Origin of the sequence: Propionivibrio sp., assembly GCF_047602565.1 — a bacterium.
In the GTDB taxonomy this organism is placed as follows: domain Bacteria; phylum Pseudomonadota; class Gammaproteobacteria; order Burkholderiales; family Rhodocyclaceae; genus Propionivibrio.
Window position 1 is genome coordinate 3,592,671 of sequence record NZ_JASGGX010000001.1, and the last position, 18,467, is coordinate 3,611,137.

General features: G+C 68.2%; 16 protein-coding genes and 1 pseudogene. 5 read left to right on the top strand and 12 right to left on the bottom strand.

From position 1 onward, the window contains the following. Positions 1-4 precede the first annotated feature (4 nt). The 4 genes from QM701_RS17025 (at position 5) to QM701_RS17040 (ending at position 4,115) form a co-directional block, all read left to right on the top strand. Positions 5-1,315, top strand: a complete 1,311-nt coding sequence (locus QM701_RS17025) for a peptidylprolyl isomerase (protein ID WP_415168199.1) — start codon at positions 5-7, stop codon at positions 1,313-1,315. 4 nt (positions 1,316-1,319) lie between these two features. Then, a complete protein-coding gene (gene pdxA, locus QM701_RS17030) occupies positions 1,320-2,330 on the top strand; it encodes a 4-hydroxythreonine-4-phosphate dehydrogenase PdxA (protein ID WP_415168200.1) in 1,011 nt (336 codons plus the stop codon). Between the two features lie 117 nt (positions 2,331-2,447). Continuing rightward, positions 2,448-3,224: a 16S rRNA (adenine(1518)-N(6)/adenine(1519)-N(6))-dimethyltransferase RsmA gene (gene rsmA, locus QM701_RS17035; RefSeq protein WP_415168201.1), complete on the top strand. Its 777-nt coding sequence runs from the start codon at positions 2,448-2,450 to the stop codon at positions 3,222-3,224. 33 nt (positions 3,225-3,257) lie between these two features. Next, positions 3,258-4,115, top strand: coding sequence for an oxidoreductase (locus QM701_RS17040; RefSeq protein ID WP_415168202.1), 858 nt, complete (start codon positions 3,258-3,260; stop codon positions 4,113-4,115). Between the two features lie 25 nt (positions 4,116-4,140). Here the strand turns inward: QM701_RS17040 and xth are convergent, their stop codons facing one another. The 5 genes from xth to QM701_RS17065 form a co-directional block, all read right to left on the bottom strand. Next, a complete protein-coding gene (gene xth / locus QM701_RS17045; RefSeq protein ID WP_415168203.1) occupies positions 4,141-4,908 on the bottom strand; it encodes an exodeoxyribonuclease III in 768 nt (255 codons plus the stop codon). Between the two features lie 117 nt (positions 4,909-5,025). Next, entirely contained in the window at positions 5,026-5,856 is an 831-nt protein-coding gene (locus QM701_RS17050; protein WP_415168204.1) for an SDR family NAD(P)-dependent oxidoreductase, read from the bottom strand. Between the two features lie 49 nt (positions 5,857-5,905). Beyond that, entirely contained in the window at positions 5,906-7,405 is a 1,500-nt protein-coding gene (locus QM701_RS17055) for a tripartite tricarboxylate transporter permease (RefSeq protein ID WP_415168205.1), read from the bottom strand. 6 nt (positions 7,406-7,411) lie between these two features. Next, positions 7,412-7,882 (bottom strand): tripartite tricarboxylate transporter TctB family protein, encoded by a 471-nt coding sequence (locus QM701_RS17060; protein WP_415168206.1) that lies wholly within the window; start codon positions 7,880-7,882, stop codon positions 7,412-7,414. Beyond that, the gene (locus tag QM701_RS17065) at positions 7,879-8,874 is read right to left on the bottom strand and encodes a Bug family tripartite tricarboxylate transporter substrate binding protein (RefSeq protein ID WP_415168207.1); all 996 of its coding nucleotides are present in this window, start codon (positions 8,872-8,874) and stop codon (positions 7,879-7,881) included. The genes QM701_RS17060 and QM701_RS17065 overlap by 4 nt, the downstream gene beginning before the upstream one ends. Positions 8,875-9,030: 156 nt before the next feature. On the opposite strand from QM701_RS17065, the gene QM701_RS17070 reads away from it, so the two are divergent. Further along, entirely contained in the window at positions 9,031-9,924 is an 894-nt protein-coding gene (locus QM701_RS17070) for a LysR family transcriptional regulator (RefSeq protein WP_415168208.1), read from the top strand. 61 nt (positions 9,925-9,985) lie between these two features. Here the strand turns inward: QM701_RS17070 and QM701_RS17075 are convergent, their stop codons facing one another. From QM701_RS17075 to QM701_RS17105, 7 genes and pseudogenes are all read right to left on the bottom strand, one after another. Next, entirely contained in the window at positions 9,986-10,504 is a 519-nt protein-coding gene (locus QM701_RS17075) for an H-NS histone family protein (RefSeq protein WP_415168209.1), read from the bottom strand. Positions 10,505-10,743: 239 nt separating this feature from the next. Next, complete coding sequence (locus tag QM701_RS17080) at positions 10,744-11,250, bottom strand: glutaredoxin family protein (RefSeq protein WP_415168210.1); 507 nt, start codon at positions 11,248-11,250, stop codon at positions 10,744-10,746. 28 nt (positions 11,251-11,278) lie between these two features. Further along, positions 11,279-13,321, bottom strand: a complete 2,043-nt coding sequence (locus tag QM701_RS17085) for a M3 family metallopeptidase (RefSeq protein ID WP_415168211.1) — start codon at positions 13,319-13,321, stop codon at positions 11,279-11,281. Positions 13,322-13,393: 72 nt separating this feature from the next. Continuing rightward, positions 13,394-14,333: pseudogene (locus QM701_RS17090) on the bottom strand (phosphoribosylaminoimidazolesuccinocarboxamide synthase). 133 nt (positions 14,334-14,466) lie between these two features. Continuing rightward, positions 14,467-15,531 (bottom strand): class II fructose-bisphosphate aldolase, encoded by a 1,065-nt coding sequence (gene fba / locus QM701_RS17095; RefSeq protein WP_415168212.1) that lies wholly within the window; start codon positions 15,529-15,531, stop codon positions 14,467-14,469. Positions 15,532-15,610: 79 nt separating this feature from the next. Further along, entirely contained in the window at positions 15,611-17,050 is a 1,440-nt protein-coding gene (pyk, locus tag QM701_RS17100; RefSeq protein WP_415168213.1) for a pyruvate kinase, read from the bottom strand. Positions 17,051-17,280: 230 nt separating this feature from the next. Further along, positions 17,281-18,450, bottom strand: coding sequence for a phosphoglycerate kinase (locus QM701_RS17105; protein WP_415168214.1), 1,170 nt, complete (start codon positions 18,448-18,450; stop codon positions 17,281-17,283). Positions 18,451-18,467 lie beyond the last annotated feature (17 nt).

Here is an 18,467-nt window from a genome sequence, read left to right on the forward strand (position 1 = left end):
GCATATGATGTCTTTGCTGCGTATCGCACTGTTGTTCGTTTTCATGACCGGCATCGCGTCGGCGCAGGCGCCGACGCGCGCCAGCGCCGAACCGCTGCCGGCGGACCGCATCGTGGCGGTGGTCAACGACGAGGTGATCACCCTGTACGAGCTGCGCAATCGCGTCGAGGCCGCGGTCAGCCAGCTGCGCCGGCAGGGCACGCCGCTGCCGCCGCGCGACGTGCTCGAACAGCAGATGCTCGAACGCATGGTGATGGACAAGGTGCAGCTCCAGCACGCCCGCGACATCGGCGTGCGCGTCGACGACGCGCAGCTCGACCAGGCGATCCAGCGCATCGCCGCCAGCAACAACCTGTCGATGGGGCAGTTCCGCCAGGCGCTGGAGCGGGACGGCATGCAGTTCGCCAAGTTCCGCGAGGACATCCGCAACGAGATGATCATCGTCCGGGTGCGCGAGCGCGAGGTGGACAGCAAGATCGTCATCTCGGAAGGCGAGATCGACAACTATCTGCAGAGCGAGGCGGGCAAGGGCGGCACGGCGGAGCAGTTCGAAGTGGCGCATATCCTGCTGCGCTCCCCCGAATCGGCCAGCCCCGAGCAGATCGGCACGCTCAGGGCCAAGGCCGACCAGATTCTCGAACGCGCGGCCAAGGGCGAGAATTTTTCGCAGCTCGCCGCCGCCTATTCGGACGCGCCGGACGGTCTGCAGGGCGGCAGCCTGGGCATGCGCCCGCTGGACCGCCTGCCCGGCATCTTCGCCGACGCCGTGGTCAGGCTGAAGGTCGGCGAAGTGGCGCCGCTGCTGCGCAGCCCCAACGGCTTCCACATCGTCAAGCTGGTGAACAAGCGCGGCGGCGCCGGCGTGGAGGCGGTGCAGCAGACGCACGCCCGGCACATCCTGATCAAGGTGAACGAACTGGTGTCGGACGCCGAGGCGCTGCACAAGCTGGAAGGGCTCTACGACCGCATCGTGCATGGCGAGAGCTTCGCCGAACTGGCGCGCCTGCATTCGCAGGACGGTTCGGCCACCAAGGGCGGCGACCTGGGGTGGATCTACCCCGGCGACACCGTGCCCGAGTTCGAGCGGGCGATGGATGCGCTCAAGCCCGGCGAGGTCAGCCGTCCCGTCAAGTCGCCGTTCGGCTACCACCTGATCGAAGTGCTGGAGCGCCGCGTGCAGGAAGCCTCCTCCGACCGCCAGCGCAACGCCGCGCGCCAGGCGCTGCGCGAGCGCAAGCTGGACGAGTCCTATCAGGACTGGCTGCGGCAGGCGCGCGACCGCGCCTACGTCGAACTGAAACTGGAGGATCGCTGATTCCATGCGCGCCGCACCCGTGATCGCCGTCACTTCCGGCGAACCGGCCGGCATCGGGCCGGAGCTCTGCCTGCGGTTGGCCGAACCGGCCGCGCAGGCGCGCTTTGCCGCCCGGCTCGTGGTGCTGGGCGACCGGGACCTGCTCGCCGCGCGCGCCCGCCTGCTCGGCGCGCCGGTCGCGGTGCGCGACTGGCAGGCCGGGGCGCCGGCGCAACCGGGCACGCTCGACGTGCTGCACCTCGCGGCCGACGCGGCGTCGCTCCCAGGCCGGCTCGATCCGGCCAATTCCCGCTACGTGCTGCGCCTGCTCGACCGGGCGCTGGACGGATGCCTGGTGGGCGAATTCGCGGCGATGGTGACGGCGCCGGTGCACAAGGGCGTGATCAACGACGCCGGCATCCCGTTTACCGGCCACACGGAATATCTCGCCGAGCGCACGCATACCGGGCGGGTGGTGATGATGCTCGCGGGCGGCGACCTGCGCGTGGCGCTGGCCACTACCCATCTGCCGCTGCGCGACGTCCCCGCCGCGATCACCCGCGAGTCGCTGGAGCGCACGCTGCGCATCCTGCACGCCGACCTGCGCCGCCGCTACGGGATCGCGCAGCCGCGCATCCTGGTGGCCGGGCTCAATCCGCACGCGGGCGAGGGCGGCTACCTCGGCGACGAGGAAATCACGGTGATCTCTCCCGTGCTGGACCAGCTGCGCGCCGAGGGCATGCGGCTGACCGGCCCGCTGCCGGCGGACACGCTGTTCACGCCGCCCATCCTGGCCCAGGGCGACTGCGTGCTGGCGATGTACCACGACCAGGGCCTGACGGCGCTCAAGTACGCCACCTTCGGCAACGGGATCAACGTCACGCTCGGCCTGCCGGTGATCCGCACCTCGGTCGACCACGGCACCGCGCTCGAACTGGCCGGAACGGGGCGCGCCGATCCCGGCAGCCTGTTCACCGCCGTCGAGCAGGCCGTGGCCATGGCGGCGCTGGCGCGGCGGGACGGATCGCCCGCGTGAGCGCGGTGCGGAGCCGCCGGGCATGAGCCGGCACGTCGCGCGCAAGCGTTCTGGCTCCGGCGCAAGCTGCTGGCGCAGGTTAGCCGACACTGAAACGTTCGAGTCGAGGTTCGGCGGATGAGCAAGCACATTGCGCGCAAACGTTTCGGGCAGAATTTCCTGATCGACGCGCAAGTGATCGGCGGCATCGTCGCCGCCGTCGCGCCGCAACGCGACGACCTCGTCGTCGAGATCGGCCCCGGCCTCGGCGCCTTGACCGAACCGCTGCTGCAGCGGCTCGACCATCTGCACGTCGTCGAGATCGACCGCGACATCGTCGCCCGCCTGCGGCAGCGTTTCCCTGCCGACCGGCTGAGCATCCATGCGGGCGACGCGCTGGCCTTCGATTTCGGCAGTCTGGCCGCCGCCGGCCGCAAGCTGCGCGTGGTCGGCAACCTGCCGTACAACATCTCGACGCCCCTGCTGTTCCACCTGGCGCAGTTCGTCGACCGCGTGTACGACATGCATTTCATGCTGCAGAAGGAAGTCGTCGAACGCATGGTGGCCGAACCGGGCAGCGCCGACTACGGGCGGCTGTCGGTCATGCTGCAGTACCGCTTCGTCATGGACTGGCTGCTCGACGTGCCGCCGGAATCCTTCGACCCGGCGCCGAAGGTCGATTCGGCGGTGGTCCGGCTGATTCCGCGCGCTCCCGGCGAACTGGCGGCGCGCGACGCGGCGCGCTTCGCCGCGCTGGTCGCCGCGGCCTTCTCGCAGCGGCGCAAGATGCTGCGCAACACCCTGAAGGGCAGCGTCGACGAAGCCCTGTTCGCCCGGCTCGGCATCGCCCCCACCGCCCGGGCCGAAACGCTGTCCGTCGCCGATTACGTTCGCCTCGCCAACGCAGTAGAATAAAACGCTGTTCCAAAAACAGCGAAAGGACTCGAGATGGCGAATGGCGATAGCGGGACCGGCGCGGGCCGGGTGTGGTTCATCACCGGCTGCTCCACGGGGTTCGGCCGGGATCTGGCGCGGCACGTCCTGGCATGCGGCGACCGGGCGGTGGTCACGGCGCGCCGGCCGGAGGATCTGCAGGAGTTCGCCGCCTCCCCGCAGGCGCAGGTGCTGCGGCTGGACGTGACCGATCCGGCTCAGGTCGACGCGGCGGTCAAGGCCGCCCTGGCGCGCTTCGGGCGCATCGACGTGCTGGTCAACAACGCCGGCATCGGCTACTTCGGCGCCGTCGAGGAAAGCGAGGACGCCGAGGTGCGCCGCATGTTCGAGGTCAACGTGTTCGGCCTCGGGCGCATGACGCAGGCCGTGCTGCCGGCGATGCGCGCGCAACGCAGCGGCTTCGTCATCAACATCTCCTCGCTGGCGGGCATCAAACCCTTCGCGGCGCTCGGCTACTACTGCGCGACCAAGTTCGCGGTCGAGGGCCTGTCCGGCGCGCTGGCGCAGGAAGTCGAGCCGCTGGGCATCAAGGTCATCGTCGTCGAGCCGAGCGGTTTCCGCACCGACTGGGCCGGGCGCTCGGCCAACGAGAGCCCGGTGCGCATCGACGACTACGCGGCGACGGCGGGCGTCAAGCGCGAGCAGCTGCGCGCCCATTCCGGGAAGCAGCCCGGCGATCCGCTGCGCGCGGTGCGCGCCATCGTCGACGCGGTCCGCTCGCCGAACCCGCCGCGCCACCTGCCGCTGGGCAACGCCGCGTACGACGTCGGCACGGCGCGCCTGCAGGCCCTGCTCGACGAATTCCGCGCCGGCGAGGCGGTGGCCCGCGCCGCGGATTCGCCGCAGAACTAGCGCCCGAAACCGGAACCGGCCGGGATCAGTCGTCGATCTCGGCCGTCACCGGTGCGTGGTCCGACGGGCGTTCCCGCTTGCGCATCTCGCGGTCGACGCCGGCCGCGCGGCAGCGTCCGGCCAGCGGCGCCGAGAGCAGGATGTGGTCGATGCGCAGGCCGTTGTTCTTCTGGAAGCCGAGCATCCGGTAGTCCCACCAGGAATAGGTCTTCTCCGGCTGCTCGAACAGCCGGAAGCTGTCCTGCAGCCCGAGCGCCTGCAGCTGCCGGAAGGCGGCGCGTTCCGGCTCCGAACACAGCACCTGGCCGGCCCAGGCGACCGGGTCGTAGACGTCGCGGTCTTCCGGCGCGATGTTGAAATCCCCGGCCACGGCCAGTTGCGGGTGTCCGGCCATTTCCTCCCCGAGCCAGTCGGCCAGGGCGCGCAGCCAGTCGAGCTTGTAGGCGTACTTGTCGCTGCCGACCGCCTGGCCGTTGGGCACGTAGGCGCAGATGACGCGGGTATCCCCGGCCGTCGCCGCGATCAGGCGCTTCTGTGCGTCGGGGAAGCGCGGGTTGCCGCAGACCACGTCGTCCAGCGGCATCCGCGAGAGCAGCGCCACGCCGTTGTAGGTCTTCTGCCCCGAGAAACGGGTCTCGTAGCCCGCGGCCTCGATCTCCGCGCGCGGGAAATTGTGGTCCTCCAGCTTGGTCTCCTGCAGGCACACCACGTCGGGCCGGCGCGCCTCCAGCCATTCGAGCAGCTGCGGCAGGCGGATCTTGAGCGAATTGACGTTCCAGCTGGCGATCTTCATGGGCTGTCTTCCTGTCCGTTCCGTTGGTTCACCGCGCGTCCGGCGGCGCGATATCGTCGCCCGGTCCCGGAGTATAGCGTTTTAACCCGGACAGCCGGATGAGGACGGCGCGCCCGGTCAGGCGGGCCAGAGCTGCTGGCCGCCATCCACCCGGAGAATCTGGCCGCTGACGTAGGAGGCCGCGTCCGACACCAGGAACTCCACCGCGCGCGCGATTTCCCGCGGCCAGCCGTAGCGTTCGAGCGAGCCTCCGGCGACGGCCTTGTCCTGGTCGATCGTGCGGCTGGCCTTGAAGCGCTCGGTCAGCGTATTGCCCGGCGCGACGGCGTTCGCGTAGACGCCGTGGGGCCGCAGCATGGCCGCCAGACAGCGCGTGTATTCGTGCACCGCGGCCTTCGCCGTGGCATAGATCGCGGACTCCGCGGTTCCCACCAGCCCGGCGATGCTGCCGACGTTCACGACCCATCCCCGCCGGCGCGCGATCATTTCCGGAACGACTGCGCGGCACGCGAAAATGCATGTCATCAGGTTCCGGTCCAGGACCGCCCGCAAGTCCTCGTCGGCGATGAAAAGCGCATCGTTGCCTTCCGGCTTGCCCGCTTTCGGCGCGGCGACTCCGCCGGCTCCGATGTCGCCGCCGGCATTGTTCACCAGGATGTCGATCCGGCCGAACCGCTCGCGGATCTGTTCCGCCAGCGCCTGCGCCACGGCCGGCCGGGACAGGTCGCCGTGGACGTGCATGGCGTCGACTCCGTGCGCGGCCCGCAGCCTGTCGGCGGCCGCCGGCAGCGGTTCCCCGGCGCCCGCCGGCTGCGGCGAGGCGGCCGACGATCCGTGCAGGACGACCTGCGCCCCGCAAGCGGCCAGCCGCGCCGCGATCTCCAGCCCGATCCCGCGGCTGGAGCCGGTCACCCAGGCGACCTTTCCTTCGAGATGTGCATCGGTCATTCAGAGCGTCCCCATGACGTTTGCCCGCATCGGGCGGATCGCGCCGGCCTCAGGATTCGACGATCTCGACCCGTTTCCTGAGCACGGCCGGCGACAGCATGACCAGCAGGATCACCGCCACGGTACCGAGCAGGATGGCGCTGATCGGCCGCGTGACGAACACGCTGAAGTCGCCGCCGGAAAGCAGCATGGCGCGGCGCAGATTCTCCTCGAGTTGCGGCCCCAGCACCAGCCCCAGCAGCAGCGGCGCGGTCTCGACCCCGACCTTGTTGAAGAAGTAGCCGACGATCGAGCATCCGAGCATCAGCCAGACGTCGACCACGCTGTTGTTCACCCCGTAGGCGCCGATGCAGCAGAACAGCAGGATGGCCGGGAAGAGCAGGCGGTACGGCACCTTGAGCAGCGACACCCACATGCCGATCAGCGGCAGGTTGATGACCAGCAGCATCAGGTTGCCGGTCCACATGCTGGCGATGACGCCCCACACCAGCTCCTTCTGCTCGACCATGATCTGCGGGCCGGGCTGGATGCCGTGGATCATCAGCGCGCCGATCATCAGCGCCATCAGCGCGTTCGACGGGATGCCGAGGGTCAGCAGCGGGATGAAGCTGGTCTGCGCGCCGGCGTTGTTCGCCGCCTCCGGCGAGGCCACGCCTTCGATCGCGCCGTGGCCGAAGCGCGACGGATCGCGCGCCAGCTTCTTCTCGACCGCGTAGGCGGTGAACGGCGGCAGCGCCGCCCCGCCGCCCGGCAGCACGCCGAGGATGGAACCGATCGCGGTCCCCCGCAGCGTGGCCGGGAACGCCGCCTTCAGGTCGGCCAGCGACGGGAACAGGTCCTTCATTTTCTGCTTGACGATGATCCGCTGCGACGGCTTTTCGAGGTTGCTGATGATTTCCGCCAGGCCGAAAAAGCCCATCGCCACCGAAACGAAGCCCAGCCCGTCGGCGAATTCCGGGATGTTGAAGGTCATGCGCTCGGCGCCGGAATTGACGTCGATGCCGACGATCCCGAGCAGCAGCCCGAGCCCGACCATGGCCAGCGATTTGACCACCGAGCCGTGTGCCAGGATCACCGCCGCCACCAGGCCCAGGACCATCAGGCTGAAGAACTCCACGGCAGTGAAGCTCAGCGCCAGCCTGGACAAGGGGCCGCTCAGCACGGCGATGACCACGGTCGCCACCGTGCCGGCGAAGAACGACGACAGCGCGGCGATGGCCAGCGCGGTGCCGGCGCGGCCGTGGCGGGCCATCTGGTGGCCGTCCAGGCAGGTGACCACCGAGGAGGTCTCGCCGGGAATGTTGACCAGGATGGCGGTGGTCGAACCCCCGTACTGCGCGCCGTAGAAGATGCCGGCCAGCATGATGAAGCCGGAGGCCGGCGCCATGCCGAAGGTGAACGGCAGCAGCAGCGCCACGGTCGGCACCGGGCCGATGCCCGGCAGCACGCCGATCATGGTGCCGATCAGCGCGCCGATCAGGCAGTACAGCAGGTTGTTCCACTGCAGCGCGGTGGCAAAGCCGATCATCAGGTTGTCGAAGAGTTCCATGCGCCTCTACCAGGGAAGGATCGGCACCGGCAGCGCCAGCGCCCGGACGAAGATGAGCACCGAGGCGAGCGAGACGACGGCGCTGAAGACGACGATCTCGACGGGCCGGGTTTCCGCGCTGGCGGCGCTGGCGACGAGCATGGCCAGGAAGCTGGCGATCGCCAGCCCGGCCTTCATCACCAGCAACGCGAAGACCGCCACCGCGAGCGGGATCAGGATCAGCGCCCGCCAGTGCGGCGGCAGGATGCGCTCGCCGGGCGTCACGCAGGATCTGCCGATGAAGAACACGCCGAACGCGGTCATGCCCCAGGCGATCGCCAGGGGCACGTAGCCCGGCCCCATGTCGGCCGCCGTGCCGACCGCGAGCCGGCGCGTGCTGGCGAAGACGACGAGCGAGAGCGCCACCAGGAAGACCCCGAACAGCAGGTCATCGAGCGCCGGGCGGCGTTTCTCCGGGCCGGAGTCGGGCGGCATCATTCGCCCTTGATGCCGGCCGCGCGGATTTCCGCGCCGTAGGTCTTGATGCTCTCATGCAGCCACTTCTTCATGTCCTCGGGCTTGCCGCTCTGCACTTCGCCGCCCTGTTCGGCGATCTTCTGCTGAATCTCCGGCATCGCCAGGATCTTGCGCAGCTCGTCGTTCAGCCGCTGGATCACCGCGGGCGGCGTCCCGGCCGTGGTGAAGATACCCTGGAAGGTGCCGTAGTCCTCGGCCGGCAGGCCGATTTCCTTGAATGTCGGCAGGTCGGGGACGTTTTTCAGCCGCGCCTTGCCGGTCACCGCCAGCCCGACGAGCTGCCCGCTGGTGACGAACGGCAGCGTGGCGGTGGCGCCGTTGATGATCGTGTTCGATTCGCCGGAGACCACGGCGCGCGAGGCGGCGGCGCCGCCCTTGTACGGCACGTACTTCCAGGTGACGTTCTTTTCCTTGCCGATGATCAGCGCGGCGATGTGGTTGATGCCGCCGATCCCCGAATTGGCCATGGCCAGCTTGCCGGGATTGTCCTGGCCGTACTTGATCAGCTCCGGCGCCGTCTTTACCGGCACCGACGGATGCACGGCCAGCACGTACGGCGCGAACATGATCATGCCGACCGGCGCCAGATCCTTCTCGGCGTCGTAGGTCAGGTTGCTGAACAGGCTGGGCGAGGTCGCCACCGAGCCCACGTCGCACAGCAGCAGGGTATGGCCGTCCTTGGGCGACTTGGCGACGGCGTCCGCGCCCACGTTGCCGGCGGCGCCCGTCTTGTTCTCGACGATGACCGTCTGGCCGATCGCCGCCGACAGCTTCGGCGCGATGATCCGCGCCAGGATGTCGGAAGTCCCGCCCGGCGCGAAGGGCACGATGATGCGCACCATGTGGTTGAATTCGTCGGCCGCGAAGGCCGGCGTGGACGCCAGCGGCGACGCCGCGATCGCCGCGGCCGCGCACAGGCGGGCGGCGGTGGAAAGAATCGATGAGCGCTGCATGTGACCCTCCGTGAATGAATGGATTTCCGGTGCGTTCCCTGTCGGGCTTCGGCCCGTCGTTTTTATGACATCGATCAGCAGTCAACGTGATTGAATCCTATAAAATATCCATGTCCAATCCATGCATAATCAGAATCGATCGATTCGATATTGGGAATGATCCACGACCTCACCCAACTGGCCTGTTTCGTCGCGGTGGCCGAAGAGCTGCATTTCGGCCGTGCCGCCGAACGGCTGTGCATGACCCAGCCGCCCTTGAGCCGGCAGATCCAGCTCCTGGAACATGCGCTGGGGGTCAAGCTGTTCGAGCGCACCAGCCGCTCCGTGCGCCTGACCGCGGCCGGCCGCGTCTTCCTGACCGACGCGACGCGCCTGCTGAATCTCGCCAAGCAGGCCGCGACGACCGCGCAGCGTACCAGCACGGGCCAGAGCGGGCGCGTGGTCGTCGGGTTCACCACGGTGATGGGCTTCGACCTGATGCCCAGGCTGATCGCCTCGGCGCAGAGGGAGCTGCCGGACATCGACGTGGTGCTGCGGGAAATGGTGACCATGGACCAGCTCAAGGCGCTCGAGAGCAGCACCATCGACGTCGGCTTCCTGTGGCCGCTGGCGTGCCGTTTACCCCTGAAGCACCAGACCGTCTACCGCGATCCCCTGCGGGTGGTCCTGCCATCCGGGCATCCGCTGGCCGCCGGCGGCGCCGTCGCCCCGGAGGATCTGAACGGCGTGCCCTTCATCATGTATTCGCCGGCACAGGGACGGTATTTCTACAGCCTCGTAAACGGCTTGCTCGTCTCGGCGGGCGTCGTGCCTAAATTCATCCAGCATCTCGATCAGGTGCTCACCGTCGTCGGCCTGGTGCGCACCGGAATGGGCGTCTCGATCGTGCCCGCCTCGGTGTCGAAGTTCTACTTCGATGACGTCGTTTTCAGGCCGATCGGCCGGCAGGACGTCATCGCCGAAGGCAGAATGGCCTGGCGGGAAGATCACCAGAATCCGGCGCTCGCAACGTTTCTCCGCTTCGCGTCCGAATTCTTCGCCGGGAATTGATCCGCCGGATCGGGGGCCGGCCGTCTCCGGCTGGCGCCCGACTCGCAGGAAGGCGGGAAGGTCAGGCGGCCGTCGGCAGGGCGGCCGGCTCGGGAGCGGCGGCCGGAGCGACGGATTCCGTTTTCGGGAGAGCCGTTTTCTGGACCGGTTTGCGTTTCGCGGCGCTTTTCGGCTTGGCAGTCGTTTTCGCCGCGCCCGGTTTCTTCGCGGCCGCCGGCTTCGCCTTCGCCTGCACCTTTGCCTTCGGTTTCTGCGCCTTGCCCGCCAACCCGGCCGGCGCGTCTATGAGATAGGCATCCTTGTCGCCGACCAGCCAGGTCGGCCGCTTGCCGCGTCCGCTCCATGTCTTTCCCGTGGCCGGATCGCGGTACTTGGGCGGAGCGGTCTTCTTGGCCGGAGCGGGCACCGCCCTGCCGGCGGCGGCCGGCGCGTTCGAAAACAGCTCGGAGGCTTTGACGTCATACAGCTCGATCAGCTTGCGCATCTCGGCGACGGCGCGTTTTTTTTCGGACTCTCGCAGTTCGGAGGCTTTTTTGTGAAGTACGGAAATTTTGGCCAGTATCGACTGGTACGATTCCATGAACGTTCCTTCCTGTAGGTTCGATGGGTTGGGAAAGAAAGATAAAAAAAAGAAAAACTTCCTGCGCCGTTTTTTCGGCGAGTCTGACTATAGACGCGATCGATGATGCTGGCAAATGAAACGGATGCGCGCCGGCCATGCGCCGGCGGGGGTTCTGGTAAATTTCTGTCAATCCGCCGTCGGCGAGGGGACGTCCGGCGCGCCGTCCGCTTCCCGCCGTCATGCTCCGGACGGGAGCCTCACTGCGGGAACGCGCCCGAGGATTTGCTGCCGTAGGGCGCGGTTTTCGGATAGCCGGCCAGATCGAGCAGATTGTTCCACGAGCCGGCCTCGAACCCGGGGAAATTCTGCGATCCGACCTTCAAGCCGGGGATGAACGACTCGTTGCCCATCTGCTTGCCGATCTCGGCGGCTTCCTCGGGGTTGTTGATCATTTTTTCCGCGAACGGGACGCCGCGGCCGTTGAGCAGCGCCCGGGCGCTGGCGCAGGCGTCGGTGCAGTTGGCCGCGGTGTAGAGGGTGACGGGATATTTCTCCGCCGCCTGGCGGGTGGCGTAGGGCAGCGGCCGTTCGTTGTCGCGGCCTCGCCCTTCCTTGGTTTCGACGGCCCGCGCTTCGGCCGGGGGCGGCTGGTCCGAATAAACGGTCTGGCCGCTCTTGTCGATCCAGCGGTAGGTGGTCTGCGCGCCGCACGGCGCGGCGAGGGCGACGGCGGCGCAAAACAGGGCGAGGCGGAACGCGGGCATGAAATGATCCTCCGGAAATGCCTTGGTGCTAGCCGGTGATCATACCACTGTGCCGCAGCAAGGCATCAACCTCGGGATCGCGGCCGCGGAAGGCGCGGAAGTTTTCCAACGCCGGGCGGGCGCCGCCGGCGGCGATGATTTCGTCGAGGAAGCGCCGGCCGACCTCGGGATCGAACGGATCGCCCGCCTCCTCGAAGGCGGCGTAGCTGTCGGCGGAAAGGACTTCGGCCCACTTGTAGCTGTAATACCCCGCCGCGTAGCCGCCCGCGAAGATGTGCGAGAAGCTGTTCGGGAAGCGGTTCCACTCGGGCGGGAAGGTGACGGCGACTTCCCGGCGCACCGCGTCGAGCAGGTCGAGCACGCCGCGCTCGCCGCGCGGGTCGAAGTCGCCGTGCAGCAGCATGTCGAACAGAGAGAATTCGATCTGGCGCACGGTCTGCATGCCGCTCTGGAAGTTGCGCGCGGCGAGCATCTTGTCGAACAGTTCGCGCGGCAGCGGTGCGCCGGTGTCGACGTGGCCCGACATGCCGCGCAGCACGTCCCATTCCCAGCAGTAGTTCTCCATGAACTGCGACGGCAGTTCGACGGCGTCCCATTCGACGCCGTGGATGCCGGAGACGCCGAGTTCCTCGACGCGCGTGAGCAGGTGGTGCAGGCCGTGGCCGGTCTCGTGGAACAGGGTCTCGACGTCGCTGTGCGAGAAGGTGGCGGGTTTACCGCCGACCGGGCGCGGGAAGTTGCAGGCCAGGTAGGCGACCGGCTTCTGCACGCCGGCCGCCAGCCGGCGGCGCGAGATGGCTTCATCCATCCAGGCGCCGCCGCGCTTGGTTTCGCGGGCGTAGGGGTCGAGGTAGAACTGGCCGACCAGTTCGCCGCGCGCGTCCTCGATGCGGAAGAAGCGCACGTCCTCGTGCCATACCGGCGCGCTGTCCGGCTTGATGTGCACGCCGTAGAGCGATTCGACGACGCGGAACAGGCCGGCCAGCACCTTGGGCTCGGTGAAGTACGGCTTGACGTCCTGCTCGGAGAAGGCGTAGCGCGCCTGGCGCAGCTTTTCCGAGGCGTAGCCCATGTCCCACGGTTCGAGGACGTCCAGGCCCAGTTCGCGGCGCGCGAAGTCGCGCAGCTCGGCCACGTCCTTCTCCGCGAAGGGCTTGGCCTTCCTGGCCAGGTCGCGCAGGAAGCCGAGCACCTGGTCGACCGATTCGGCCATCTTGGGCACCAGCGAGACTTCCGCGAAATTGCGGTAGCCGAGCATCCGCGCCTCTTCCTGGCGCAGTTCGAGGATGCGCCGGATCAGCGGCGTGTTGTCGAGTTCGGCCGGGCCGAATTCCGAGGCGCGCGTGGCGGAGGCGCGGTAGAGGGCCGCGCGCAGGCGGCGGCTGTCGGCGAACTGCAGCACCGGCCAGTAGGAGGGCATGTGCAGGGTGAATTTCCAGCCGGCCCGGCCGTCCTTTTCGGCGGCTTCGCGCGCGGCCTGGACCACGTCGGCCGGCAGCCCGGCGAGCTCGGCCTCGTCGGTGACGAATTCGGCGAAGGCGTTGGTCGCATCGAGCACGTTTTCGGAGAACTTGGCGGCCAGCGACGCGAGCTCCTCCTGGATGGCCTGGAAGCGGGGCTTCTGGTCCTCCGGCAGCTCGGCGCCCGACAGGCGGAAATCGCGCACCTCGTTGTCGATGATCCGGCGCCGGGCCGGCGACAGCGTCGGATATTCGGCGCCTTCGAGGATGGCCTTGTATTTGGCGTACAGCTTGAGGTTCTGCCCCAGCTCGGCGTAGAAGCGGCTGACGTCCGGCAGCATCCGGTTGTAGGCCTCGCGCCAGTCCGGCACGTCGTTGACGCCGTGCAGGTGGCCGACGATGCCCCAGGCGCGCGAGAGGCGCTCGATGCCGTCGGCGAGCGGCGCGGCGAAGCCGTCCCACGAGGCGGGTTGCGGGTCGTCGGCCAGGCGTTCGACCAGCGCCCGGTTGTCGGCGAGCAGGTGGACGATGGCCGGCTCGACGTGCGCCGGGGTGATGGCGTCGAAGCGGGGCAGGCCGGAAAAGTCGAGCAGCGGATTGGAGTCGGTCATGTTTTCGGGTTCCGGAAAAGAAGCGGGCGGCCGCGTGGCCGCCCGTGCAGACGCAGGTCGGCGGCTATGCGATCAATCGACCAGCTTCCGGCCGGTAAGTTGCTCGTAGGCTTCGATGTACTTGGCGCTGGTGCGCGCCACCACTTCGGCCGGCAGCGACGGGGCCGGCGCCTTCTTGTTCCAGTCGAGCGTTTCCAGGTGGTCGCGCACGTACTGCTTGTCGTACGACGGCGGGTTGCTGCCCAGCTGGTAGGAATCGGCCGGCCAGAAGCGCGAGGAATCCGGCGTCAGCGCCTCGTCGATCAGGTGCAGCGTGCCGGCGGCGTCGATGCCGAACTCGAACTTGGTGTCGGCGATGATGATGCCGCGCGTCAGCGCGTAGTCGGCCGCCGCGGTGTACAGGGCGATGGCCGCGTCGCGCGCCTCGGCGGCGATCGCTCCGCCGTCCTTGCCGGTCCCCTTGAGCGTCTCGGCCAGCGCCGCCCGGCAGTTCGACCTGCGCCTGCTCGAAGGAAATGTTCTCGTCGTGCTCGCCCTGCTCGGCCTTGGTCGCCGGGGTGAAGATCGGCGCGGGCAGCTTGGCCGCCAGCTGCAGCCCGGCCGGCAGCGCGATGCCGCAGACGGCGCCGGTCTGCTGGTAGTCCTTCCAGCCGGAGCCGATCAGGTAGCCGCGCACCACGGCCTCGATGGGCAGCGGCTTCAGGCGCTTGACCACCAGGCCGCGGCCGCGCACCTGTTCGCGCTCGTCGGCGGCGACCACGCTCTCCGGGTCGATGCCGGTGAGCTGGTTGGGCAGGATGCGCGCCAGCCGGTCGAACCAGAAGTTGGCGAGCTGGGTGAGCACCTTGCCCTTGGCCGGGATCGGGTTCGGCAGGATCACGTCGAAGGCGGACAGGCGGTCGCTGGTCACGATCAGCAGCTTGTCGTCGCCGACGGCGTAGATGTCGCGCACCTTGCCGCGGCCGAGCAGCGGCAGGCTCTTGATGGACGATTCGTAGAGGGCTTGGGTCATGGCATCGCTTCCCGGAGAGGTTTGCAAAGACCGTGGATTATAAGGCAGTTCCGCCGGGCGGCCGGAGGGCCGAAGGAAAAACCGCGCCGCCGGAGCGTCCCGGCGGCGCGGCGTTTTCGTTCGCCGCGGTGGCTCAGAGGATGCGCTGATCCAGCTCGCCCTGCTTGTAGCGTTCGGCCATTTTTTCCAGCGGGATCGCCTTGATCTTGCCGGCCTGCCCGGCGGCGCCGAAGGCCTCCAGGCGGGCGACGACGATCTTGCGCGCCGCCTGCCGCGCCGGCTTCAAGTAGTCGCGCGGGTCGAACTTGCCCGGGTTCTCGACGAAGTAGCGGCGGATCGCACCGGTCATCGCCAGGCGGATGTCGGTGTCGATGTTGACCTTGCGCACGCCATGCTTGATGCCGGTGACGATCTCCTCGACCGGGACGCCGTAGGTCTCTTTCATGTCGCCGCCGAATTCGCGGATCTCGGCGAGCAGTTCCTGCGGCACCGACGACGAGCCGTGCATGACCAGGTGGCAGTTCGGAATCCGGGCGTGGATTTCCTTGATGCGGTCGATCGCCAGGATGTCGCCGGTCGGCTTCTTGGAGAACTTGTAGGCGCCGTGCGAGGTGCCGATGGCGATGGCCAGCGCGTCGCAGTTCGTCTGCTTCACGAAGTCGGCGGCCTGCTCGACGTCGGTGAGCAGTTGCTCGCGGGTCATCGTGCCCTCGGCGCCGTGGCCGTCCTCCTTGTCGCCCTTCATCGTCTCCAGCGAGCCGAGCACGCCGAGCTCGGCCTCGACCGAGACGCCGATGGCGTGCGAGAACTCGACGACCTTCTGCGTCGTCGCGACGTTGTACTCGTAGCTGGCGACGCTCTTGCCGTCGGCCTGCAGCGAGCCGTCCATCATCACCGAGGTGAAGCCGGAGCGGATGGCGGCCATGCACACCGCGGGCGACTGGCCGTGGTCCTGGTGCATGACGATGGGCACGTCCGGATAGGCTTCGAGCGCGGCCAGGATCTGGTGGCGCAGGAAGGGCTCGCCGGCGTATTTGCGGGCGCCGGCCGAGGCCTGCATGATGACCGGGGCGTCGAGCTCGGCGGCCGCGTCGACGATCGCCCAGACCTGTTCCATGTTGTTGACGTTGAACGCCGGCAGGCCGTAACCGTGTTCGGCCGCGTGATCGAGCAGTTGTCTCAGGGATACCAGGGGCATCATTTTCTCCTTCGGGTGGTTGAACACGGAGGCGGCGGCACGTCGGTCCGCCGCCCGATCGGGGCCGGCGCGTCCGGGGCTAGCGTTTCGCCGGCAACGGCTCGCCGACCCGGACGATGCTGAGCGTGTTGGTGCCGCCGCTCTGCCCCATCTTGTCGCCGTAGGACAGGACGATCAGGTCGCCCTTGGCGACCACGCCGGCTTCGAGCAGGCGCTCCTCGGCCTTGCGGCGCAGCAGGTCGCGGTCGTTGCCCATTTCCGGGAGCAGCAGCGGGAACACCTCGCGGAACAGCGTCATGCGCGACAGCGCCGCCGGTTCCTCGGTCAGGCCGAAAATGGGCAGGCCGCAGTTGAGCCGGCTCATCCACAGCGCGGTCGAGCCGGTGGTGGTCAGCGCGGCCACGGCCTTGACGTTGAGGTGGTAGGCGGCGAACAGCGCGGCCATGGCGACCGACTGGTCGATGCGGGTGAAGGTCCGGTCGAGGAAGCCGCGGTCGAGGGTGACCGGCAGCGAGCGCTGCGCCTCGCGGCAAATGCGCACCATGGCGTCGACGGTTTCCACCGGAAATTCGCCGGCCGCCGTTTCGCCGGAGAGCATCACCGCGTCGGTGCCGTCCAGCACGGCGTTGGCCACGTCGGACACTTCGGCGCGCGTCGGCGTCGGCGAATGGGTCATCGATTCCATCATCTGGGTGGCGGTGATCGCCAGCTTGTTCTTCTCGCGCGCCAGCCGGATCATGCGCTTCTGCAGCGCCGGGACGGCGGCGTCGCCGACTTCGACGGCCAGATCGCCGCGGGCGACCATCAGCCCGTCCGAGGCGTCGAGGATTTCCTCCAGCGCCGCGACGGCCTCGACGCGCTCGATCTTGGCGATGGTCAGCGCGCGGCCGCCGGCGGCGAGCATCAGCTGGCGCGCCATGTACATGTCCGACGCGCTCTTGGGGAAGGAGACCGCCAGGAAGTCGGCGCCGATCATGGCGGCCGTCTTGATGTCGTCCATGTCCTTGGCGGTCAGCGCCGGCGCGGACAGGCCGCCGCCCTTGCGGTTGATGCCCTTGTTGTTGGACAGGACCCCGCCGTGGCGGACCACGGTGAAGATCTCCGGTCCCTGGACGTTTTCGACTTCCAGCTCGATGCGCCCGTCGTCGAGCAGCAGGATGTTGCCCGGGCTGACGTCGCGGGGCAGATCCTTGTAGTCGAGCCCGACGCGCTCCTGGTTGCCGAGCTCGCATTTCGCGTCGAGGATCAGGCGCTGCCCGACGTCCAGATGGATCTTGCCTTCCTCGAACTTGCCGATGCGAATCTTCGGCCCCTGCAGGTCGGCCAGGATGCCGATCGGACGGCCGACGCTGGCCGCGATCCGCCGCACTTCCGCGGCGGTCTGCACGTGGTCGTCCGCCTTGCCGTGCGAGAAGTTGAGCCGGACGACGTTGACGCCGGTGCGAATCAGGGTTTCGAGAATCTGCGGGTCTCTCGAGGCGGGCCCGAGCGTGGCGACGATTTTGGTGAGGCGGGGCATGATGCTCCTTTGGTTCGAATGGCAGGTTGGTTGACGGCGTGGAGGCGACTCACCGGGTCATGCGGCGATGGGAACGTCTCACGCGGCCGATATTATCCCCGAAGTCGGCGCCTCGGGTCCGAGGGCGCCGTACAGGAAAGGCGGGGCGGAAAAGCGCGCGGCACCGGTATCGTGTCGATAGCGGTGCCGCGAGGCCGGCCGGGCCTGCGCCCGACCGGAAAGGCGATGCGTCAGTCCCCGGCGCGCGACTCGAGGATGTCCACGGCCGGCAGGCGCTTGCCTTCCAGGAACTCCAGGAAGGCGCCGCCGGCGGTCGAGATGTAGCCGACCTTGTCCTCGATCTTGAAGACGTTGATCGCCGAGACGGTGTCGCCGCCGCCGGCCAGGGTGAAGGCCTTCGATTCCGCGATGGCCTTGGCCAGTTCCTTGGTGCCGTTGGCGAACGCATCCATCTCGAACACGCCGACCGGGCCGTTCCACACGACCGTGCCGGCCTTGGCGATGATGTCGGCAAGCGCCTTGGCCGATTGCGGGCCGATGTCGAGGATCATGTCGTCGTCGGCGACGTCGTCGACGCTCTTGACGGTGGCTTGCGCGGTGGCCGAGAACTCCTTGGCGCAGACCACGTCGGTCGGCAGCGGCACCTTGACCTTGGCCATCACCGCCTTGGCCTGGTCGACCAGATCCCGCTCGGCCAGCGACTTGCCGATCTTCTTGCCGGCAGCGAGCAGGAAGGTGTTGGCGATGCCGCCACCGACGACCAGCTGGTCGACCTTGGCCGACAGGCTTTCGAGGACGGTCAGCTTGGTCGACACCTTGGAGCCGCCGACGATGGCCACCAGCGGCCGGGCCGGGTGGGCCAAGGCCTTGGTCAGGGCTTCGAGTTCCGACGCCACGCAGGGACCGGCGCAGGCGATCTTGGCGTACTTGCCCATGCCGTAGGTGGTGGCTTCGGCGCGGTGCGCGGTGCCGAAGGCGTCCATCACCCACACGTCGCACAGGGCGGCCATCTTCTGCGACAGCTCGTCGCTGCACTTCTTCTCGCCCTTGTTGCAGCGGCTGTTTTCCAGCATCACCACTTCGCCGGGTTTCACTTCGAAGCCGCCGTTGACCCAGTTCTGGACCAGGCGCACGTCCTTGCCGAGCAGTTCGGACATGCGCTTGGCGACCGGGGCGAGCGAGTCCTCGGGCTTGAATTCGCCCTCGGTCGGACGGCCGAGGTGGGAGGTGACCATCACCGCGGCGCCCTTGGACAGGGCGTACTTGATGCCGGGCAGGGCGGCCCGGATGCGGGTGTCGTCGGTGATCGCCAGGTTGTCGTCCTGGGGCACGTTGAGGTCGGCGCGGATGAACACGCGCTTGCCGGCCACGTCGAGATCGGTGAGACGTTTGAAAGTCATGGCAAAACTCTCTTTTC